General features: G+C 69.5%; 17 protein-coding genes. 16 read left to right on the forward strand and 1 reads right to left on the reverse strand.

From position 1 onward, the window contains the following. Positions 1-49: 49 nt before the first annotated feature. From VHR41_08465 to VHR41_08530, 14 genes are all read left to right on the forward strand, one after another. Complete coding sequence (locus VHR41_08465; protein HEX3234218.1) at positions 50-916, forward strand: SDR family NAD(P)-dependent oxidoreductase; 867 nt, start codon at positions 50-52, stop codon at positions 914-916. A 241-nt stretch (positions 917-1,157) separates the two neighbouring features. Next, positions 1,158-1,799, forward strand: a complete 642-nt coding sequence (locus VHR41_08470; protein HEX3234219.1) for a hypothetical protein — start codon at positions 1,158-1,160, stop codon at positions 1,797-1,799. After that, positions 1,796-2,812, forward strand: coding sequence for an isocitrate/isopropylmalate dehydrogenase family protein (locus VHR41_08475; GenBank protein HEX3234220.1), 1,017 nt, complete (start codon positions 1,796-1,798; stop codon positions 2,810-2,812). Before VHR41_08470 ends, VHR41_08475 begins: the two co-directional genes overlap by 4 nt. Continuing rightward, the gene (locus tag VHR41_08480) at positions 2,787-3,080 is read left to right on the forward strand and encodes a hypothetical protein (GenBank protein ID HEX3234221.1); all 294 of its coding nucleotides are present in this window, start codon (positions 2,787-2,789) and stop codon (positions 3,078-3,080) included. The genes VHR41_08475 and VHR41_08480 overlap by 26 nt, the downstream gene beginning before the upstream one ends. Continuing rightward, positions 3,077-4,444 carry a hypothetical protein gene (locus tag VHR41_08485; GenBank protein HEX3234222.1) on the forward strand — a complete coding sequence of 456 codons (1,368 nt, stop codon included), beginning with the start codon at positions 3,077-3,079 and terminating at the stop codon, positions 4,442-4,444. Before VHR41_08480 ends, VHR41_08485 begins: the two co-directional genes overlap by 4 nt. Further along, positions 4,441-5,313 (forward strand): metallophosphoesterase, encoded by an 873-nt coding sequence (locus tag VHR41_08490; protein HEX3234223.1) that lies wholly within the window; start codon positions 4,441-4,443, stop codon positions 5,311-5,313. The genes VHR41_08485 and VHR41_08490 overlap by 4 nt, the downstream gene beginning before the upstream one ends. Continuing rightward, the gene (locus VHR41_08495; GenBank protein ID HEX3234224.1) at positions 5,314-6,027 is read left to right on the forward strand and encodes a SprT-like domain-containing protein; all 714 of its coding nucleotides are present in this window, start codon (positions 5,314-5,316) and stop codon (positions 6,025-6,027) included. It begins immediately after the preceding gene. An 8-nt stretch (positions 6,028-6,035) separates the two neighbouring features. Then, positions 6,036-7,235: an acyl-CoA dehydrogenase family protein gene (locus VHR41_08500; GenBank protein ID HEX3234225.1), complete on the forward strand. Its 1,200-nt coding sequence runs from the start codon at positions 6,036-6,038 to the stop codon at positions 7,233-7,235. A 50-nt stretch (positions 7,236-7,285) separates the two neighbouring features. Continuing rightward, the gene (locus VHR41_08505; GenBank protein ID HEX3234226.1) at positions 7,286-7,843 is read left to right on the forward strand and encodes a sigma-70 family RNA polymerase sigma factor; all 558 of its coding nucleotides are present in this window, start codon (positions 7,286-7,288) and stop codon (positions 7,841-7,843) included. Next, complete coding sequence (locus tag VHR41_08510) at positions 7,840-8,445, forward strand: hypothetical protein (GenBank protein ID HEX3234227.1); 606 nt, start codon at positions 7,840-7,842, stop codon at positions 8,443-8,445. The genes VHR41_08505 and VHR41_08510 overlap by 4 nt, the downstream gene beginning before the upstream one ends. 109 nt (positions 8,446-8,554) lie before the next feature. Next, a complete protein-coding gene (locus VHR41_08515; GenBank protein HEX3234228.1) occupies positions 8,555-10,777 on the forward strand; it encodes a TonB-dependent receptor in 2,223 nt (740 codons plus the stop codon). A gap of 152 nt (positions 10,778-10,929) precedes the next feature. Beyond that, the gene (locus VHR41_08520) at positions 10,930-11,682 is read left to right on the forward strand and encodes an electron transfer flavoprotein subunit beta/FixA family protein (GenBank protein ID HEX3234229.1); all 753 of its coding nucleotides are present in this window, start codon (positions 10,930-10,932) and stop codon (positions 11,680-11,682) included. Further along, positions 11,682-12,671: an electron transfer flavoprotein subunit alpha/FixB family protein gene (locus VHR41_08525; GenBank protein ID HEX3234230.1), complete on the forward strand. Its 990-nt coding sequence runs from the start codon at positions 11,682-11,684 to the stop codon at positions 12,669-12,671. The genes VHR41_08520 and VHR41_08525 overlap by 1 nt, the downstream gene beginning before the upstream one ends. A gap of 26 nt (positions 12,672-12,697) precedes the next feature. After that, positions 12,698-14,050: an APC family permease gene (locus tag VHR41_08530; GenBank protein HEX3234231.1), complete on the forward strand. Its 1,353-nt coding sequence runs from the start codon at positions 12,698-12,700 to the stop codon at positions 14,048-14,050. Here VHR41_08530 and VHR41_08535 read toward each other — a convergent pair. Beyond that, positions 14,028-15,308, reverse strand: coding sequence for a pyridoxal phosphate-dependent aminotransferase (locus VHR41_08535; GenBank protein ID HEX3234232.1), 1,281 nt, complete (start codon positions 15,306-15,308; stop codon positions 14,028-14,030). The genes VHR41_08530 and VHR41_08535 overlap by 23 nt on opposite strands. Positions 15,309-15,416: 108 nt before the next feature. Here VHR41_08535 and VHR41_08540 point away from each other — a divergent pair, with 108 nt between their 5' ends. Both VHR41_08540 and VHR41_08545 read left to right on the forward strand, forming a co-directional pair. After that, entirely contained in the window at positions 15,417-15,764 is a 348-nt protein-coding gene (locus VHR41_08540; GenBank protein HEX3234233.1) for a PadR family transcriptional regulator, read from the forward strand. After that, complete coding sequence (locus VHR41_08545; GenBank protein HEX3234234.1) at positions 15,764-18,517, forward strand: ABC transporter permease; 2,754 nt, start codon at positions 15,764-15,766, stop codon at positions 18,515-18,517. The genes VHR41_08540 and VHR41_08545 overlap by 1 nt, the downstream gene beginning before the upstream one ends. Positions 18,518-18,564: the final 47 nt, after the last annotated feature.

Consider the following 18,564-nt stretch of genomic DNA (forward strand, 5'->3'; position numbering starts at 1 on the left):
TGGCGGGCCTGCTTGCCCTTCCCCAGGGGGGACCGTACCTTCGAAGCGCATGCCATTGCCATCCTTCGGCTTCGGCCATCGGCCCTCGTGGGAGCACGAGTCCCAGGAGGCACGCGGAGCCGTGCTCGAGGAGCCTCAACCGCAGCCGATCCGGAAGGGTTGGCGGGGAAAGGTCGCGGTCGTGACCGGAGGCGCCACCGGGCTCGGTCGCGCCATCGCCATGGAATTCGGCAAGCTCGGCTGCGACGTCGCCTTCTGTTTCGTGAACATGCCCGGGCGCGACGTGAGCGAGCAGGCACTGCTGACCGAGACCGCGCTCATGGCGATGGGCGTGAACGTGCTGGCCTGCCGCTGCGACGTGCGCGACCGCGAGGCGGTCGCGCTGTTCGTGCGCAGCACCAACGAGCGGCTCGGCGGGGTGCACTTCCTCATCAACAACGCTGGAATCGCCAGCGACGGCGCGCTCTGGCGGCTGAGCGAGGACGCCTGGGACGAGGTGCTGGACACCAACGTGACCGGCTCCTTCAACTGCATCCGGGCGGTCGCGCCGATTTTTCGGGGGCAGCACTTCGGCAAGATCGTCAACGTAAGCGCCCACCAGGCGAAGCGCCCCGGCTTCGGGGTGGCCAACTACGCCACCAGCAAGGCCGCGCTGCTCGGGCTCACCCGCGCGGCCGCGGTCGAGCTCGGTCCCGCCAACGTCAACGTGAACGCGGTCGCCCCCGGCTTCATCCGCACCGAGCGGATGGCGATGCTGCCGGCCGAGGTGATCGAGCGCGCCCAGAAGAGCTCGGTCCTCGGCCGGGTGGCCGAGCCGGAAGACGTGGCGCACGTGATCTCCTTCCTGTGCTCGGACTCGGCGCGGCATATCACCGGGCAGACGATCGTGGTGGATGGGGGGTTGTCGCTGGAGTAGGGGGGCGGCGGGGAGTTCGCTGGTCGTTCTCAGCTTTCTGCAGTATCCCGGGCATACCGGCACGATCCTGAACTGTCATCCGAGCCCATTCGCTGCGCTCAGGGTGAACTCCGCGAGGGATCTGTGCTCTCGGCATTGACCGCTCCCCTCGGCACGACCGCTCCTCTCCGCATCACCGCTCCTCTCGGATGACCACTCCGTCCAGGATGACACTTTCCCGCCCCACAGTTACTTTCCCGGCGTGAAGCCCGCTGCTCTCGCCGCACTCATACTGCTGCTGTTGAGTCCGCCGCTCGCCGCCCAGGATGCGCCGGCGGCGCCGGCCGCGCCCGTGCTGGTCCCCACCGAGGGATTGGCCGGCCAGCAGGTGGCGGTGATGCCGCTGACCCTGATGGCCGCCGACCCGACGCTGCAGTCCGACTCGCTCTACGCTCCCTACCGCGATCGCCGCACCGCGCTCCTCTGGGCCGACTCCCTCATCGGCGACGCATTCACCGGGCGCGCGCCCGAGGTGCAGTGGGTCTTGCCGCCCAAGCTCCGGAAGCTGGCGCGTCGCTCGCCGGGACTGGTGAACGATCCCGACCAGATGGGCCAGGCCATGCTGCGCGCGCCCAAGATGCGCGAGATCCGCGACCCGCTCCGCTCCTCCCTGCGGAATCTCATGGCCGTCGTCGGTGGCCGCGTGGTGATGGTGCCCGCGGCGCTCGGCTTTGCGCTCCTGCCCGATCGGCGGGTGCACGCGGACCTCTCTCTGGTGGCGGCCGACACCCGGTCGGGCAAGGTGCTCTGGCGGAGTCAGGCCAGCGGGTCCGGTGCCACGCCCGACGCGGCGCTGCAAGCCGCCCTCGCCTCGGTGCTGCCGATCGATCCCACCAGTCCATGACCTACGACGTCACCCTGATCGCCGGCGACGGCATCGGCCCGGAGATCACCGCCCAGACGGTTCGGGTGCTGGAAGCCACCGGGCTCCACTTCAGGTGGGACGAAGAGCTGGCTGGCATGGCCGCCGTCCAGGCCACCGGCACGCCGCTCCCCGACGCGACGGTCGAGAGCATCCGAAAGAACTCGCTGGCGCTCAAGGGCCCGCTCACCACACCGGTGGGCACCGGATTCCGCTCGGTGAACGTGGGGCTCCGGAAGGAGTTCGAGCTTTTCGCCAACGTGCGGCCGGCCAAGACACTGATTCCGGGCGGCCGGTTCGAGAACGTGGACATCGTGCTGGTGCGGGAGAACCTGGAGGGGCTCTACATCGGGGTCGAGCACTTCGTGCAGATCGGGGACGACCCGCGGGCGGTCGGCGAATCGATGGCCATCGTCACCCGCAAGGGCTGCGAGCGGATCGTGCGCTACGCCTTCGAGTACGCCCTCAAGCAGCGCCGGCGCAAGGTCACCATCGTCCACAAGGCGAACATCCTCAAGATGGTCAGCGGCCTCTTCCTGGAGGTGGGGCGGCAGATCGCCGAGGAGTACGCCGGGCAGATCGAGGCGAACGACATGATCGTCGACAACACCGCGATGCAGCTGGTGATGCGCCCCGAGCAGTTCGATGTCATGGTCACCACCAACATGTTCGGCGACATCCTCAGCGACGAGGTGTCGGGGCTGGTGGGCGGCCTGGGCTTGGCGCCCGGCGCCAACATCGGCACCAGGGCCGCCATCTTCGAGGCGGTGCACGGGAGCGCGCCGGACATCGCGGGGAAGGGAATCGCCAACCCGTCGGCCCAGATGCTCGCGGCTGCGATGATGCTGGACCACCTGGGCGAGTTGGACCGCGCCGAGCGGCTACGCCGGGCCGTGACCGCCACCATCGTGGAGGATCAGATCCGCACCCGTGATCTCGGCGGCACGGCGACCACAGGAGAGTTCGGAGATGCTGTCGCGCGGCGGGTTGCCTGAAGTCCCCTGCGCCCGCTGCGAGCGACGGGTGCCCGGCCTCGCCTGGGGCGAGCTCTGTGCCCAGTGCCGCGCGGAGCGGATGAGCCGGTCCTCCCGGCTGGGCAATCGGATCGCGCTGGGTGCGACGCTGCTGATGGCGACCTACGTCGGCTGGCACCTGCCGGTCGATACCACGGCCCGCTTCTACGGCGCGGTCGCGGTGGTAGCCACCTACATCATCGTGCGGCGGATCGCCAGCCGCATCGCCATGGAGTTCCTTCCCCGATGATCACAGCTCGGATGGCCGCATGCCTGCTCCTGCTGGCCACGGCCGGCAGTGCGCGGCTGGAAGGGCAGACGTCGCTCACCATCTATAACGACGGGCGGGTGCTGGTGCGTCGCGGCGTGCCCGTCGCGGTGCCCAAGGGCGCCTCCACCCAGCGGGTGGCTCTGGGGCCAATCGAGCCCGCGTCGCTCTTCGCGCTGGATTCGTCGGTCACCCTCCTGGGCGTCCGGTACGACGGCGCGGTGGACGAGGCGAGCGTGCAGCGACGCTCGGTCGGCCGCCGGGTGGTGTTCCGGCTGCCCGAATCCAAGGACACACTGAGCGCGCTCATCCTCGGCGTGGACCCGCTCCGGCTCCAGCTGCCGGACGGCCGCATCAGCTTTGCGGCGCCGGGGGCCGGCCTCTATCCGGCGGACGTCGTGGTCAGCGATCCGACGGCCGTGCTGGATCTCCGGGCGGAGCGGGCGCAGGACCACCTCCGCCTGGGCTACTTCACGACCGGCGCCTCGTGGCGGGCGAGCTATCAGGTCGTGCTCGGCGCGAGCGAGGCCCGGGTCACCGGTATGGCGGTGCTCGAGTCGCAGGCGCTCCGGCTGGAGAATGCGGAGGTCCAGCTCCTGGCGGGCGCGGTGAGCCGAGCGGAGCCGCCGCCGCCGGTCCCGCTGTACAACGAGGCGCGCGCGGCCCTCCAGGCGGCCAAAGCCGATGTCGCGGGAGAGCAGCGGGTCGGCGAGTTTCATCTCTACTCGCTTCCCGGCACCAGCTCGCTCGCGCCGGGGCTCACCACCTCGGTGGCACTGTTCGAGCCGAGCCGGGTGAAGTACGAGCGCGCCTACGTGGCGCACGGCGCCGCTCCGTACTGGGGGATGCTCCCCCAGCAGGGCGAGGAGACCCAAGTGCCGGTCGAGGTGAGCTACACCCTCAAGCGTCCGCGTAAGACCGAGTTCGGCGATCGCCCGCTGCCCGGCGGCGTCGCGCGGCTGTTTCAGGCCGACAGCGCCGGCCGACTCCAGCTGGTGGGTGAGGCCGCGCCGGACCACACGCCCGCGGGCGAGGATCTGCGGCTCTCCGCCGGCACCGCATTCGATCTCACGGCCAAACGGGTCCAGACCTCCTACTCGACCAGGCGTGACAGCAGCAAGGCCGGTTGGCGCACGGTGGCCACCGCCGATTACCGGGTTACCCTGAGCAACGCACTCGACAGTGCCGTGACCATCGACGTGCAGGAAGAGCGCGGCGGGGAGTGGACCGTGGTCTCGAGCTCGGTCCGGCCGGAAAAGATTTCGTCCACCATCACGCGCTTCCGGGTGCGGGTCCCCGCGGGCGGCGAATCCCTGCTCACCTACCGCCTCCGAGTCGTGTGGTGACCGATCCGGTCATCGCGATCGCGCACGTCTCCGACCTGCATTTCGGGGGCTACGCCGACCTGGCGCAGATCGAGGCGCTGGAAGATTTCCTGCCCACGCTGGGTGTCGGGGCCACCGTCATTTCCGGCGACCTGAGCCAGCGCGCCCGCCATGGCGAGTTTCAGGCGGCCCATGCCTTTCTCCAGCGGATTCGCCATTCGATGCCGGTGCTGGTGGTGCCGGGAAACCATGATCTCGAGTGGTGGAAGAGCCCGCTGGGGGCGTTCGGCGCCGCGCCCAAGTATGCCAAGTACGCCCGCTACTTCGGCCCGCTGACGCCGGTACTGGAGATCCCCGGCGCGATCATCGCCGGCGCACTCAGCAGTTACGGCGTTGCCTTTGGCTCGCTCACCTGGAACCTCCGAGACGTGGCCGTGAAGGGGCACCTCCCCGCCTCGGAGACCACCCGGGTGGCCACCATCCTGGGCCAGGCGCCGCCCGGCACCGCGCGAATCCTGGCCCTGCATCACAACGTGCTGGCGGGCGGGCTCTCCCGGCGGATGGGCCTGGCCCGCTGGCGCTCGGCGCACCGGCGGCTGCTCGCGACCGGCGCCGACGTGGTCCTCTGCGGCCACGATCACCAGGAGGGCGCCGGCCAGGTGGAGGGGAGCCTCGCCATCAGCACCGCCGGCACCCACAGCTTCCGCACCCGCCACCGGCGGCCCTCGGTGTTCAATCTGGTGAAGATCGATGCCCGCGCCGTGCACATCCAGCATTATCGCTGGGAGCCGAGCGGCGGCCGGTTCCTCAAGTCGGATACGTACTCGTTCGCCCGCGCGGAGGCGCCCGGCCTGGCGGTCTCGGTGGCGGGTGGGGATCAGGGATCGTAAGTGGACGACCTTCTGGCACAACGGCTGAAGCAGCTCGGTCTCCGGGACGTGGAACGGGTGCTGACCCACACCAATCGGACGGTCATGGTGAGCCTGACCGCGCGCCGGGTGCTCCGGCTGCACCGCGGCTACGCCGCCGCCCCGGACCGAGTGCTCCGCGCCATCGTGCGGTTCCTCGATCCCCGGCTTCGCCGCGCGCTCCGGCGTGGCGCGGAGCGCGAATTTCTCGCCTTTCCGGTCGAGGAGTACGCGCCACCGCCGGCTCGGCCACCCCGGTGCGACCGGCCACAGCCGGGTGACCTCATGCTGCTCCACCGTCTCGAGCAGCTCCACGGGCGGCTCAACGCGGAATATTTCGCGGGCTCGCTCTCGATGCTCCCGATTCGGGTGTCGGGACGGATGCGGACCCGGCTGGGCGAGCTCAGCGTGGACCTGCCGACCGGCCGTCCGATCGAGATCGCCTTGAGCCGGCGCCACATCCTGCGGCACGCCTGGCCCGAGGTCGAGCATACCATGCTGCACGAGATGGTGCACCAGTGGCAGGCGGAAAGCGGGCTCCGGGTGGATCACGGTCCGACCTTTCGGGGGAAGGCGCGCGAGGTTGGCGTTTTGCCCCATGCCAAGCGGGCGGTGAGTCCCGCGGTCGACCGGGCCCGGATTCCGGAATCGTCGTTTCCCCAGGTATCTTCCGGGCCTGTCATCCGCTCCGAGTGAGGCTCCGCATGGCTACCGCTGCCGCCACATCCCAATTTGCCGGCGTCGATTTTCTCGCCTTCGACACTCTCCTGTCGGAAGAGGAACGGGCGGTCCGCGACACCGTCCGGACCTGGGTGGACGAGAACCTCATTCCCGTCATCGGCGAGGCCTACGTCGAAGGCCGATTCCCCAAGCAGCTCATCCCCGGCATGGCCGAGCTCGGGCTGTTCGGCGCCAACCTGCCGGAGGAGTTCGGCTGCGCGGGGCTCAACAACGTCGCCTATGGTCTGATCATGCAGGAGCTCGAGCGGGGCGACTCCGGGATCCGCTCGTTCGCCTCGGTTCAGGGCGGGCTGGTGATGTACCCGATCTACGCCTTCGGATCGGATGAACAGAAGCGGCATTGGCTGCCGCTGCTGGCGTCGGGGCAGGACATCGGCTGCTTCGGGTTGACCGAACCCGACTTCGGCTCCAATCCGAGTGGCATGATCACGACCGCCCGAGAGACCAAGGACGGCTGGGTGCTCAACGGCACCAAGATGTGGATCACCAACGGTTCTCAGGCCACGGTGGCCATCATCTGGGCCAAGACCGGCGCGGTCGACGACGCCAAGTCCATCCGCGGCTTCATCGTGCCCACCGATACCAAGGGCTACGCTGCCAAGGACCAGAAGGGGAAGCTTTCGCTCCGCGCGAGCGACACCAGCGAGATCCATCTGCAGGACGTCCACCTGCCCAAGGACGCTATCCTGCCCAAGTCGGGCGGCCTCAAGAGCCCGCTCATGTGTCTCACACAGGCGCGGTACGGCATCGCGTGGGGAGCCATCGGCGCCGCCATGGCATGCTACGACGAGGCGCTGCGCTACGCCGGCCAGCGCGTGATGTTCGACAAGCCGATCGCCGGGACCCAGATCCAGCAGGTGCGTCTGGTCGAGATGCTGACCGAGATCACCAAGGCGCAGTTCATGACGCTGCAGCTGGGCCGGCTCAAGGACGCGGGCACGATGACGCCGGACCAAGTGTCGCTCTGCAAGCGCAACAACGTGAACATGGCCTGCGACATCGCCCGGGAGGCGCGGCGGCTGCTCGGCGCCAACGGCATCCTCGCCGAATACCACTCGATGCGCCACATGGCGAACCTCGAATCGGTGTACACCTACGAGGGCACCCACGACATGCACTCGCTCATCGTGGGGCAGGCCATTACCGGGCTGGCCGCCTTCTAGTTTAACTCCCCGGGCGTGACGAATCCCGACCTGGCGCCTATCTATCTGACGTGAGCTCCGCTTCGCATCCCCCTCTGCCCGACGCTCGGCCTGCGCCCGCCCCGAGCGACGAGGCGCAGCTCCGCTGTCGAGCATGGTTCGAGGACCATGGCACGGCCGTCTACAACTACTTCCGATTCCACGTCCCGCTTGCCGACGTGGCCGAAGACCTCACTGCTGAGACCTTTCTCAAGGTGATCCGGGCCGCTGAGCGGTTCGATCCTCATCGGGGTTCGGCCAAGGCGTGGATCCTGACCACGGCCCGGAATGTCCTCACCGACTGGCGTCGCCGTGCCCGCCTGCGCCAGTACGTGTCGATCGGCACCATGCACGACCTCGTCCACGATGCGCCGTCGCCGGAGGAGCGCCTGCTCCGCGAGGAGCAGGTCGGGCGGCTGCTCGATGCCGTGGCCACGCTCGACCTGGCCGACCGCGAGCTGGTCGGGCTCCGGTATGGCAGCGGGCTCGATACCGCCGAGATGGCCCAGCTCCTCGGTCTCAGCGAAGGGAACGTGCGGACCCGGCTGTGGCGGGTGCTGGGGCGCCTCCGGAAGGTCCTGGCCCGATGAGCGACCCCTCCGATCTGCCGCCGGAGCTGGCCGACCTCGACCGCGCGCTCGGCGGGGTGCGGTTCGAACCGCGGGCGTCGCTCGGCCCCGAGATCGAAGGCCGGGTCCGGCGGGGCGAGGGGGTCGAGGACCCTGCCCGCCGGCTTCGGTTCCTTCGTGCCGCCTGGGGAGTGGCTGCATCGGTCCTGGCCGCGGTCCTCGCCGGCGGGGTGCTGCTCACGCACCGGCCGGTCCAGATCGACCGCTGCTGCTTCGATCTGGACGGCGGCGGCGCGGCCGACGATGGGGTCACGCTGGTCGCCGATCGCGATGCCAGGGTCCATCACCTACGCCTGTACGAGGACAACGACCACTCGGGCGCCTTTTCGCCGGGCGATGTGATCCGGCTCGACCGCGGAGAGCAACCCTCGATCCTCGGTGACGCGAGCGCGGGTCTGGTCACCACCGAGCACTGCTGCCTCGATTTCGATGGCGGCGGCCCGAGTGACGATGCCCTGCTGGTCATGGGTGTGCCGCCGGATCGGGTGGTCATGGCCGCCATCTATGAGCGCCGCCCGGACCGTCCCGGTCGTCGAGCCGCCGCCGCCTTCCCGCTCCGCTGACAATCCCTCGCTCATCTATCTGTGCTGGCGGATCCTGCTGAGCCTCGGGGTGTGACGCACACCGAGGTCGTGCGTATCTAGGTGGACAGTAAGCCTGAGGAAGGCTTTCATGAGACTGACGAGTGCGCTCGTGTTCGCGGGGTTGCTCCTGGTGCCGCCGTCGATCGCTGCGCAGCAGCCCGACACGACCAAGGCCGACACCGCCGCCCATGAGCTGCCTCCGATCGAGGTGGTGGGCAGCATCGCCCCCGCCGCAGGCCCGACGATCGGTTCGGGGGTGCCGGCACGGGTGACGACGCTCGACGCGGCACAGGTCGACGCGTACGAGCCGAGGATCCTCTCGGACGCGCTCAAGAGCGTGGCCGGCTTCTCGACCTACGACGACCTCGGCAGCCCCTACAAGCTCAACCTCTCGAGCCGGGGCTTCTATTCGTCCCCAGTGGTCGGTCTGCCCCAGGGTGTGGCGGTCTTTCTCGATGGCGTGCGCATGAACGAGCCGGAGGCATCGCAGGTCAATTTCGACCTGCTGCCGATGGACCACATCCAGCGCATCGAGATCCTCTCCGGCAACGGATCGCTGCTGGGCCGCAATGCGCTCGGCGGGGCGATCAATCTGGTCACCGCGCGCGGGACCGGGCCGACGTCGGGCACTATCGAGCTGTCCGGCGGCAGCTTCGGCGCGGCGCGAGGGGAGGCGCACGTCGGGGGACTCAGCCGGGGTGGGATGGACTGGTATGTCGGGGGGAACTACAACCGCGAGGATGGGTGGCGCGACATCACCGGAGCCCAGGGCTACCAGGGCTTCGTAAATCTCGGCAAGCTCGGTGAGACCGGCGGCATCCGGTTCCAGGGCTTCTATTCGGCTGACAGCGCGCAAACGGCCGGCTCTCTGCCCCAATCCATCTTCGAGCAGAGTCCCGATTCCAACCTGAGCGCCGGCGACTACGAGAAGCTCTGGGCCTTTCAGGGCTCGGTCCAGGCATATAAGCAGTTCGGACTGGGCCGGGCCTCGGTGACGATGTACTTCCGGCGGCATCGCGCGGAGCGGCTCAACGTCAATCAGGAAGACGATCCGGACGCCTTCGGGATCAGCTACAACACGAGCTTCGGGTACACGGCCGACTATCGCTGGACCACCGTCATCAACGACCGGACCGCCCTCAGCCTGCGCGGCGGCATGGACGGGGAGGTGACCCGGGTCAAGATCGATATCTTCGCGGACTCGACCAAATTCGGCGCGAGCCGGACGTTGACTACGGAGGCGCGAAGCCCGCTGTGGGACCTGGCGCCCTTCGCCGCCGCCGACCTGACGATCGGCAAGCTCACCCTGTCGGCCGGCGCGCGTTACGACTACGTCCGGATTCCGTTCGAGAACGTCCTCAATCCCCAGCGCGACACCACGGCGACGTACAAACGCTTCAATCCGCGGGTCGGCGCCAGCGTCGAGGTCGCGCCGAGCGCGTCGGTGTTCGCGTCGTGGGGGCAGGCGTTTCGCGCCCCCGCGGTGATCGAGAACGCCTGCGCCGATCCCGCGGCGCCGTGCCCGCTTCCCTTCGCCCTGGGGGACGACCCGCCGCTCGAGCCGGTCAAGGCCAGCACCGTCGAGGCCGGCGTGCGCTATGCACGCGACCGGGTCTCGGTCAGCGGGTCCGTCTATTACACCAGCGTCAAGAATGACATTTTCCTCACCCCGTTCGGCGACGAGGACGAGCCCCAGGGCAGCACCATCGACGGCTTCTTCGTGAACTTGGACAAGACGCGGCGGGTTGGCCTGGAGGCGGGCGGGGCGTACACGTTCCCGCAGGGGCACTCACTCTACCTCAACTACTCCTACACCAAGGCCACCTTCCAGAGCGATGCCAAGGTGTTCTCGATCCGCTCGGCTGACGAGGCCGACGGTGTGCCGGTCATCAACCCGTTCCCGACCGAGAACGACGTGACGCCCGGGAGCCGGTTCCCGCTGGTGCCCGACCACCAGATCAAGTTCGGCGGGCTGGCCCGGATCGGGCATGACGTCTCCGTGGGCGCCGACGGGCGCTACATCGGCAAGGAGTACCTCCGGGGTGACGAGGCCAACGTCACCGATCAGCTGGACGGCTACTTCGTGGCCGATGCGCGCGTTGGCGTCGAGTTCGGGCGCTGGGAGATCAACGGGATCGTCACCAACCTGTTTCAGAACAAGAGCGCCATCTTCGGCACCTTCAACCTCAACCAGGGCAACCCCGACGGCCTCACCGTCGAGCGGTTCCTGACACCGAACGCCCGGCGGGAGTTCCGGCTGGTGGTCCGGACCACGCTCGGGGGGCCGGCCGAGCACGCCCCAAATCCATGATCGGGCGCCCGGGTTGGCCGGGCGTCCGATGCGCTTCAGAGCGACACCTGGCGAGCCGGCTCGAGCGTGCAGACCTGCTGGCATCGGACCCCGGGCGCGACTAGGTTTGCCGCCAGTTGGCGGGACTCGAAACCTCCATCGGGAGCGTGGGTTTGAAGATCGCAGTGTGCGTCAAGCGTGTGCCGGATATGGAGCTGCGGTTTGCTATCGCGGGCGATCGCAAGTCGTTGGATCAGGGCGGCCTCAAATACGACATGAGCGACTTCGACGGCTACGCGCTCGAGGTGGCCCTCCGGTTGGTCGAAAAGCAAGGGTCGGGCGAGGTGGAGCTGTTGTGTCTGGGTCCAGATGGCGTCCAGGAGATACTGCGCAAAGGCCTGGCGATGGGCGCCGCCCGCGCGATTCAGCTCAAGGCCGACACCGTTCCGGTCGACGGCCTGGCCATCGCCCAGGCACTGGCCGCCGAGCTCGGTACCGGCGGGTACGATCTGATTCTCTTCGGACGAATGGCGACCGACACCGCCAGCGGCACCGTTGGCCCCATGGTGGCCGAGCTGCTCGGTCTCCCCTGCGTCACGTCCATTTCCCATCTCGAGCTGGACGTGGGGCGCGGCATGGCCCGGCGCGATCTCGAAGGCGCCACCGAGACCGTGCGGTTCCCGCTGCCTGCCGTGCTGACCATCGACGAAGGCATCGCGCGTCCGCGTCTGGCCACGCTCAAGGGCATCATGGCGGCCAAGAAGAAGCCGCTCGAGGTGAAGCCCGCGGCACTCGGCGAGGTGCGGCTCATCGTCGAGACGATGGCGCTGCCGCCCGAGCGCAGCGGCCCCAAGTTCATGGGTGAAGGCGCCGACGCGGTGCCCGAGCTGGTACAGCGACTCCACACCGAAGCGAAGGTGCTGTGATGGCCGCACTGCTGGCGTTCGCCGAGTCCAGGAGCGGGGAGCTCCGCAAGGTGGCCTTCGAAGCGGTAACGGCGGCGCGCGCTGCGGCCGACTCATCCGGCGGTGGCGAAGTCCACGCGTTGCTCATCGGCGCGCCGGGAATCGCCGGGCGGGCCGAGGAGCTGGGGCGATTCGGCGCCGACGTCGTCATCGTGGTGGAGCATCCGGCGCTCGATCGCTACAGCCCCGAAGTGTTCGCCGCCACGGCCGCCGACCGGCTCCGCGCGGGAGGCTACCGTGCCGCGTTCTTCGCGGCGTCGGCGCAGGGCCGTGACCTAGCTCCGCGGGTCGCCGCCAGGCTGGGGGTGAGCCTCGCCTCGGACGCGACGGAGGTCGAGCTTCAGAGTGGTGCCGTGGTTGCGCGCCATCCGGCATACACCGGCAAAGTCATCGTCACCCTACGGCTGACCGGCGAGCCGGCGCTCCTCTCGCTCCGTCCCGGCGCCATCACCCCCAGGGAGACTCCCCGCCCGGGGCGCGTGGAGGCGGCCGCCCCGGCGATGGATCCGGCCTCGGCGCGGGTGGTGGTCACCGAACTCACCCAGAGCGCCGGGGCCAGGCTCGACATCGGCGAGGCGCCGGTCATCGTGAGCGGCGGGCGGGGACTCCGGGCGCCGGAGAACTTCAAGCTGGTCGAAGATCTGGCCGCGGCCATCGGGAACGCAGCCGTCGGCGCGACCCGCGCGGTCACCGACGACGGCTGGCGGCCGCCCACCGACCAGATCGGGCAGACCGGGCGACTGGTGAGTCCGGATCTCTACATCGCCGTCGGTATCTCCGGCGCCATCCAGCATCTCGCCGGCATGCGTACGGCCAAGACCATCGTCGCCATCAACCGGGACAAGGACGCGCCGATCTTCAAGATCGCCGATTACGGCATCGTCGGTGATCTATTCGAGGTGGTACCCCGCCTGACGGCGGAGATCCGGAAGGTCCGCGGCACCCAGTAGCGTCACCTTCACATCCGGAGTGGCCCGTGGTCGCTCTCCCAGAGACGGTCCCCGTCGCCCCGCGGCAAGGTCGACTGCTGAGGGTGCTCGGCGTGGCGTTCGGCCTCGCCATCATCATCGGCAACAGCATCGGTGTCGGGATCCTGCGCACCCCGGGAGACATCGCCGCCCGCCTGCCGTCGGAGCCGCTCTTCCTCGGCGTCTGGATCGCAGGCGGAATCTACGCGCTGCTTGGGGCGCTCTCGCTGGCGGAGCTGGGTGCGATGATCCCGCGTTCCGGCGGTCAGTACGTCTTCGTCCGCCGTGCGCTGGGTGCGTACCCGGGCTTCATCGTGGGCTGGAGCGATTGGGTCTCAACCGCCGGGACGACCGCAGCCGTGTCGATCGTGCTGGGCGAGTACTCCGGGGTGCTCTTTCCGGCGCTGGCCGGCCGTGAGACCGCGACCGCCGTAGCGACGGTGCTCGCGTTCGCCGCGATCCAGTGGGGAGGGATTCGCTGGGGGGACGGCGTCCAGCAGCTCACCAGCCTGGCCAAGACGGTGGGCTTCGCCGGACTGATCCTCGCCTGCTTCCTGCTCGTCGGCACGCACGGGCCCTCGGCGCCGACACACGCTCCCACGGGCGCCGCGCTCTTCGTCGCAGTGACCGTGTCGCTGCAAGGTGTCATATACACCTACGACGGCTGGAACGGGATCTTCTATTTCAGCGAGGAGGTACGCGATCCAGGGCGGGACATCGTGCGTTCGACCCTCATCGGGGTACTGATGCTGATCAGCATCTACCTGCTGGTGAATCTCGCCTTTCTCCACGTCCTCTCGATCGGAGGAATGGCCGGCGACCCGTTCGTCGCCGGTGCCGCCGCCAAGGCAATCTTCGGGGCACGAGGCGACACCGTGATCCGCAGCCTGATGCTGGTCTCCATGCTCAGCACCATCAACGCGACACAGCTCATGGCTTCCCGCGTCCCCCTGGCGATGAGCCGGGATCGCCTGCTGCCCGCCCGAGTGGCCAGCGTGAGCGCCGCCGGCGCGCCGCGGGTGGCCCTGCTCGCCACCACGGCCGTGGCGGTCCTGCTGCTCCTCACCGGTACCTTCAACCAGGTGCTCGCACTGCTCGCGTTCTATTTCGTGCTGAACTACTTGCTGTCGTTCACCTCGATCTTCGTCCTCCGGGTGCGCGAGCCCGACGCCGAGCGGCCCTACCGGGTGTGGGGCTACCCCTGGACCACCGGGATCGCGCTGCTCGGCTCCATCGGCTTCCTGGTCGCGAGCGTCGCGGGAGATACCCGGAACAGCCTCCGGTCGCTCGCCATCCTGGCCCTGAGCTTCCCGGTGTTCCTCCTGGTCCAGCGGGGGATCAGGGCGACGCCGGCCCGCTGACCGCGGCGGCGCGCACCAGCTCCTGGATGCGGCGCACGCCCTCGGCGACGGACCGCTCCTCGGGGCCAAAGGAAAAACGGACGTAGTTCCGGAAGCGGGAGGGCCGGCCGCTCCGGCGCTTGCCCGGGTTCACGTCGAAGAACTCTCCCGGCACGCAGATGACCTGTCGCTCGAGGGCGGCACGAAAGAATGACATGCCCGCGTTGATCGCCGGCGGCAGCCCGGACACGTCTCCCCACCAGTAGAAGGTGCCCTCGGGCTCCAGGTCGAATCGCACGCCCGCCGCTGCGAGTCCCTCCCCCAGAACCCGCCGCTTCCGCATGAATGCCTGCCGGATCGCTGCCGCCTCGGCGCAGGCCACGGCCGGCGCCAGAAGCGGGATGGCCGAGCGCTGCAACGGCTTGCTGCCACCGCCGTCGAGGAACGAGCCGCTGCTGGAGACCGCTTCGATCACCGGCTGGGGACCGACGATCCAGGTGGTGCGCCAGCCGGGATAGCGCCAGTTCTTGGTGAGGCCGTCGAACAGCACCACCGGATCGGCGTCCACGTCCTCGACGTGACGCGCGGCGGAGACCATCCCGAAGCCGTCCTCGCTCCCGGTCCAGAGGTAATGGGAGTAGAACTCGTCGATCAGCAGCGTGCACCCCACCTCGCGCGCCACCCCGACCCAGCCCTCGAGCTCGGCGCCCTGAATCACCTTGCCGGTAGGATTGCAGGGATTGGAGAGGAGCAGTGCCGAGAGCCCGCGGCCGGTGATCTCGCGCTCCAGCTGCTCGAGGCTGAAGTGGTAGCCGGTCTCGCCCTCGAGCAGGATGGGGATCGAGGTGAAGAGCTTGAAGATGTCGAGCAGCTCCTCGTACGCGGTGTAATCGGGCAGAAAATGACCCAGGTTCACCTCGCCCAGCGCGGCAACGGCGCGGGTGAGCGACGCCCGCCCGCCACCGCAGATGCAGACGTTCCGCTCGCTGTACTGCGAGCGCTTTCCCTTCCGATATAACTCGTTGTACAGCTCGGCCACCGCCCGGCGCAGCTCCCAGATGCCGGGGATCGGCGCGTACTCCTGGTCGTCCACGCCGATCTCGACCTGGTGGACCCGGGGTGGGGCCCCAGGCAGCGGGCCGGTCTCCGGCTGTCCCTGGCCCAGATTGCACCAGTCGGGGTGACCGTAGCGGAAGCCACGCCGCGCCGCTTCGGCCATGACGAAGATGACGCCGGTGAAGGGGACCGGCCGGAAGCCTGGGATGACGGGACTGGTCATGGGCGTGAAAACTAGCGGCGCCGGGAAGCGGCGGCAGGCGGAGAGCAGCTCCCCTTGCGTCACGATGGGAGCGTGCTAGACTCCGGGAGATCCCGAGCCGGAGCGCCCATGGACGACCTCGATGTCAGCCTGATGCGCGGCACACTGGACCTGCTCATCCTCAAGGCGCTGAGCTGGGGCCCGCGGCACGGCTACGCCGTCGTCGAATGGATCCAGCAGGCCACCGACGCCACGTTCCTCATCGGGGAGGGTACGCTGTATCCGGCGCTCCACCGGCTCGAGCGACGCGGGTGGATCACCGCGGAGTGGGGCGTGTCGGACAACAACCGCCAGGCCAAGTATTACAGCATCGCGAAGGCCGGCCGGGCCCGCCTCCTGGCCGGCACCACGTCGTGGCACCGCTTCGTCGAGCTCGCCGGACGCGCGCTTCGCGCCACGGCTGCGGTGCCGACCTGATGGCCGGCTTCCGGCTGCAGCATGGCCCCCAGCGCGTCGCGCGGGATGTCGAGGCGGAGCTCGCCTTTCACCTCGATATGCGGGTCCAGCGGCTGATCGAGCGCGGCCTGGACCCCGCAACGGCTCGGGCTCAGGCGCTCCGGCAGTTCGGCGACTGGGACCAGGTCCGCGGCGAGCTGCTCGCCATCGACGCCCAACGGGAGAAGACCCTGCGGCGCGCCAACTACCTCGCCGAGTTGCGGCAGGACACCGTGTACGCCGTGCGCGCGCTGCGTCACAACCTCGGGTTCGCCCTGGTCGTGGTGCTCTCACTGGCCATCGGAATCGGGGCCAATACGGCGATCTTCACTCTGATCGACGCGCTGCTGCTCCGGCCGCTGCCGGTGCCTGACGCCGATCAGCTCGTCGTCATCGGCGATCCGCGCCGCACCAACAGCGTCTCGGACGGCTCACTCCGCACCGACCTCTTTTCCTATCCGGTCTACACCGACCTGAGCCGCGACCCCCAGCTTCTCCGGGGCCTGGCCGCGACGGGCAGGACCGGCCGACTCGACCTGACCGACGCGACTGCATCAGGCCCGCCGGGAGCTGGCTCGGAGTCCGCGGAGGCCGAGCACCCCCGGGGCCGGCTGGTGAGCGGCAACTACTTCGCCGTGCTGGGTGTCCCCACCTTGATCGGCCGGCCGCTCACCGTGGACGACGACCGGGCCGCCGGCGGCTCGCCGGTGGCGGTCATCAGCTACGCCTACTGGCAGCGCCGCTTCGACGGCGACCGGGGTGTCCTGGGGCGGTCGCTCACGATCAATCACGTCCCCGTCACCGTCGTCGGGGTCACGCCACCGGGCTTCCACGGCGAGGTGGTGGGCCGCATGACCGATATCTGGATGCCGCTCACGATGCAGCCGGCGCTCGCGAAGCAGGACTGGCTGGCCGCGCCCAACCAGAGCTGGCTGCTGCTGGTCGGCCGTCGCTCTCCCGACGTCACCCTGGCGCAGGTGCGGGCCGCGTATCCGACGATCGTCCGCCGCGCGCTCGCCGCATCGGACCCGTCCGCCGCCGCGGCCGCCGGCCTCGCGGAGCAGGAGGTCTCGGTCGACGCGGGCGCGCGCGGGCTGTCACCCATCCGGGAGCTCTACGCCGAGCCGCTGGCGACGCTCATGGCCGCGGTCTGCCTCGTGCTGCTCGTCGTCTGCGCCAACGTGGCCAACCTGCTCCTCGCCCGCGGCGCCGCGCGCGAGCGCGAGCTCAGCGTCCGGATGGCGCTCGGCGCCGGCCGGGTCCGCCTGGTACGACAGCTCCTGACCGAGAGTCTGATCCTGAGCACCCTCGGCGGCGCCGCGGGGCTGCTACTAGCGATCTGGGGCAGTGAAGCCCTCCTCAAGCTCGCCGCCAACGGCGCCGGCGCGATCCCGCTCGACGTTCGGATGGACTGGCGCGTGCTTGGCTTCACCGCTCTGGTGACGGGCGTAACCGCCGTTCTCTTCGGCCTGGCGCCGGCGCTCCGGGCGACGCGGGTCGAGCTGGGGACCAGTCTGCGCGCCGGTGGCCGCGGGACCACGGGCGGCCTGCTCGGCGGGCCGGGCCGGATCGGCGCCGGCAAGCTGCTCGTGGTGCTCCAGGTGGCGCTCTCGGTCATCCTGCTGGTCGGAACCGGCATGCTGATCCGGAGCACGCGCGCGCTCACGAACGTCGACCCGGGACTGGCGCGCGACCGGCTGCTCATCGTGACCGTGGACGCGGCGCCCACCGGCCTCGAGGGGGAGCGGCTCGCCCAGCTGGCTCGGGTGCTGCTCGAAAGGGTCCGCTCCATCCCCGGCGTGGCCGCGGCAACCTTCTCGGAGAACGGGATCTTCAGCGGGACCGAGTCGGCCGTCACCTTTCAGGTAGCCGGGTTCACCCCGCGCACGGAGGACGATACCACGGCCAACTACGACCGGGTCGGCCCGGGCTACGTCACGGCCGTCGGTGCCCGGCTCCTTGCCGGCCGTGACTTCACCGATCGCGACGACGAGCGCGCGCCGCGCGTGGCTATGGTCAACGCGACCATGGCCGCCTTCTACTTCCCGCACGGCGAGGCGATCGGCCGCCGCATCCGCGTGGACAGCGCCGACTACGAGATCGTCGGCGTCGTGGCCGACACCAAGGACCATCAGCTGCGCCAGGTTCCCGCCCGCCGGATGTATCTGCCGGCGTACCAGGTTGCGCCAATGCCGCTGGAATTCAACTTCGAATTGCGAGCGACCGGCGACCCGGCCCAGCTCGCGGCCACGGTGCAGCGGGAGCTGTCGTCCGTCAACGCCTCGCTGCTGGTGCTCAACAACGACCCGCTCACGACGCTGATGCGCCAGTCAATCAGCCAGGATCTCCTGGTGGCCCGGGTGGCCAGTTTCTTCGGCGCGCTCGCGCTGGGGCTGGCCGCGCTGGGGTTGTACGGGGTCACGATGTACGCGACCCTGCGCCGGACGGGTGAGTTCGGGCTGCGCATGGCGCTGGGTGCCGACGGCGCGCGGGTGCGGGCCATGGTCCTGAGGGAGGCGCTCACTCTGGTGGCCGGCGGAACCCTGGTTGGCGTGCCGCTCGCGCTCTTGGCATCGCGCCTGCTGCGGAACCAACTGTACGGGGTCGAGCCGATCGACCTGCCCTCCATCGCGGCCGCCCTGGGCGTGCTGGCGGTGTGCGCGGCGATCGCCGGATACCTGCCTGCGGCTCGGGCCGCGCGGGTCGGTCCGCTGGAGGCGTTGCGCGCGGAGTGACCGCTCGACGGTAACCTGCGTTGGACCGTGCGGTTGCGGCGCCGGGG

It is taken from the genome of Gemmatimonadales bacterium (assembly GCA_036265815.1).
Classification (GTDB): Bacteria; Gemmatimonadota; Gemmatimonadetes; order Gemmatimonadales; family GWC2-71-9; genus CAVVWJ01.

Coding starts and splice junctions, on each gene's coding strand:
- VHR41_08465 (HEX3234218.1), top strand. CDS start 50: ATGCCATTGCCATCCTTCGGCTTCGGCCATCGGCCCTCGTGGGAGCAC.
- VHR41_08475 (HEX3234220.1), top strand. CDS start 1,796: ATGACCTACGACGTCACCCTGATCGCCGGCGACGGCATCGGCCCGGAG.
- VHR41_08480 (HEX3234221.1), top strand. CDS start 2,787: ATGCTGTCGCGCGGCGGGTTGCCTGAAGTCCCCTGCGCCCGCTGCGAG.
- VHR41_08485 (HEX3234222.1), top strand. CDS start 3,077: ATGATCACAGCTCGGATGGCCGCATGCCTGCTCCTGCTGGCCACGGCC.
- VHR41_08500 (HEX3234225.1), top strand. CDS start 6,036: ATGGCTACCGCTGCCGCCACATCCCAATTTGCCGGCGTCGATTTTCTC.
- VHR41_08510 (HEX3234227.1), top strand. CDS start 7,840: ATGAGCGACCCCTCCGATCTGCCGCCGGAGCTGGCCGACCTCGACCGC.
- VHR41_08515 (HEX3234228.1), top strand. CDS start 8,555: ATGAGACTGACGAGTGCGCTCGTGTTCGCGGGGTTGCTCCTGGTGCCG.
- VHR41_08525 (HEX3234230.1), top strand. CDS start 11,682: ATGGCCGCACTGCTGGCGTTCGCCGAGTCCAGGAGCGGGGAGCTCCGC.
- VHR41_08535 (HEX3234232.1), bottom strand. CDS start 15,308: ATGACCAGTCCCGTCATCCCAGGCTTCCGGCCGGTCCCCTTCACCGGC.
- VHR41_08540 (HEX3234233.1), top strand. CDS start 15,417: ATGGACGACCTCGATGTCAGCCTGATGCGCGGCACACTGGACCTGCTC.
- VHR41_08545 (HEX3234234.1), top strand. CDS start 15,764: ATGGCCGGCTTCCGGCTGCAGCATGGCCCCCAGCGCGTCGCGCGGGAT.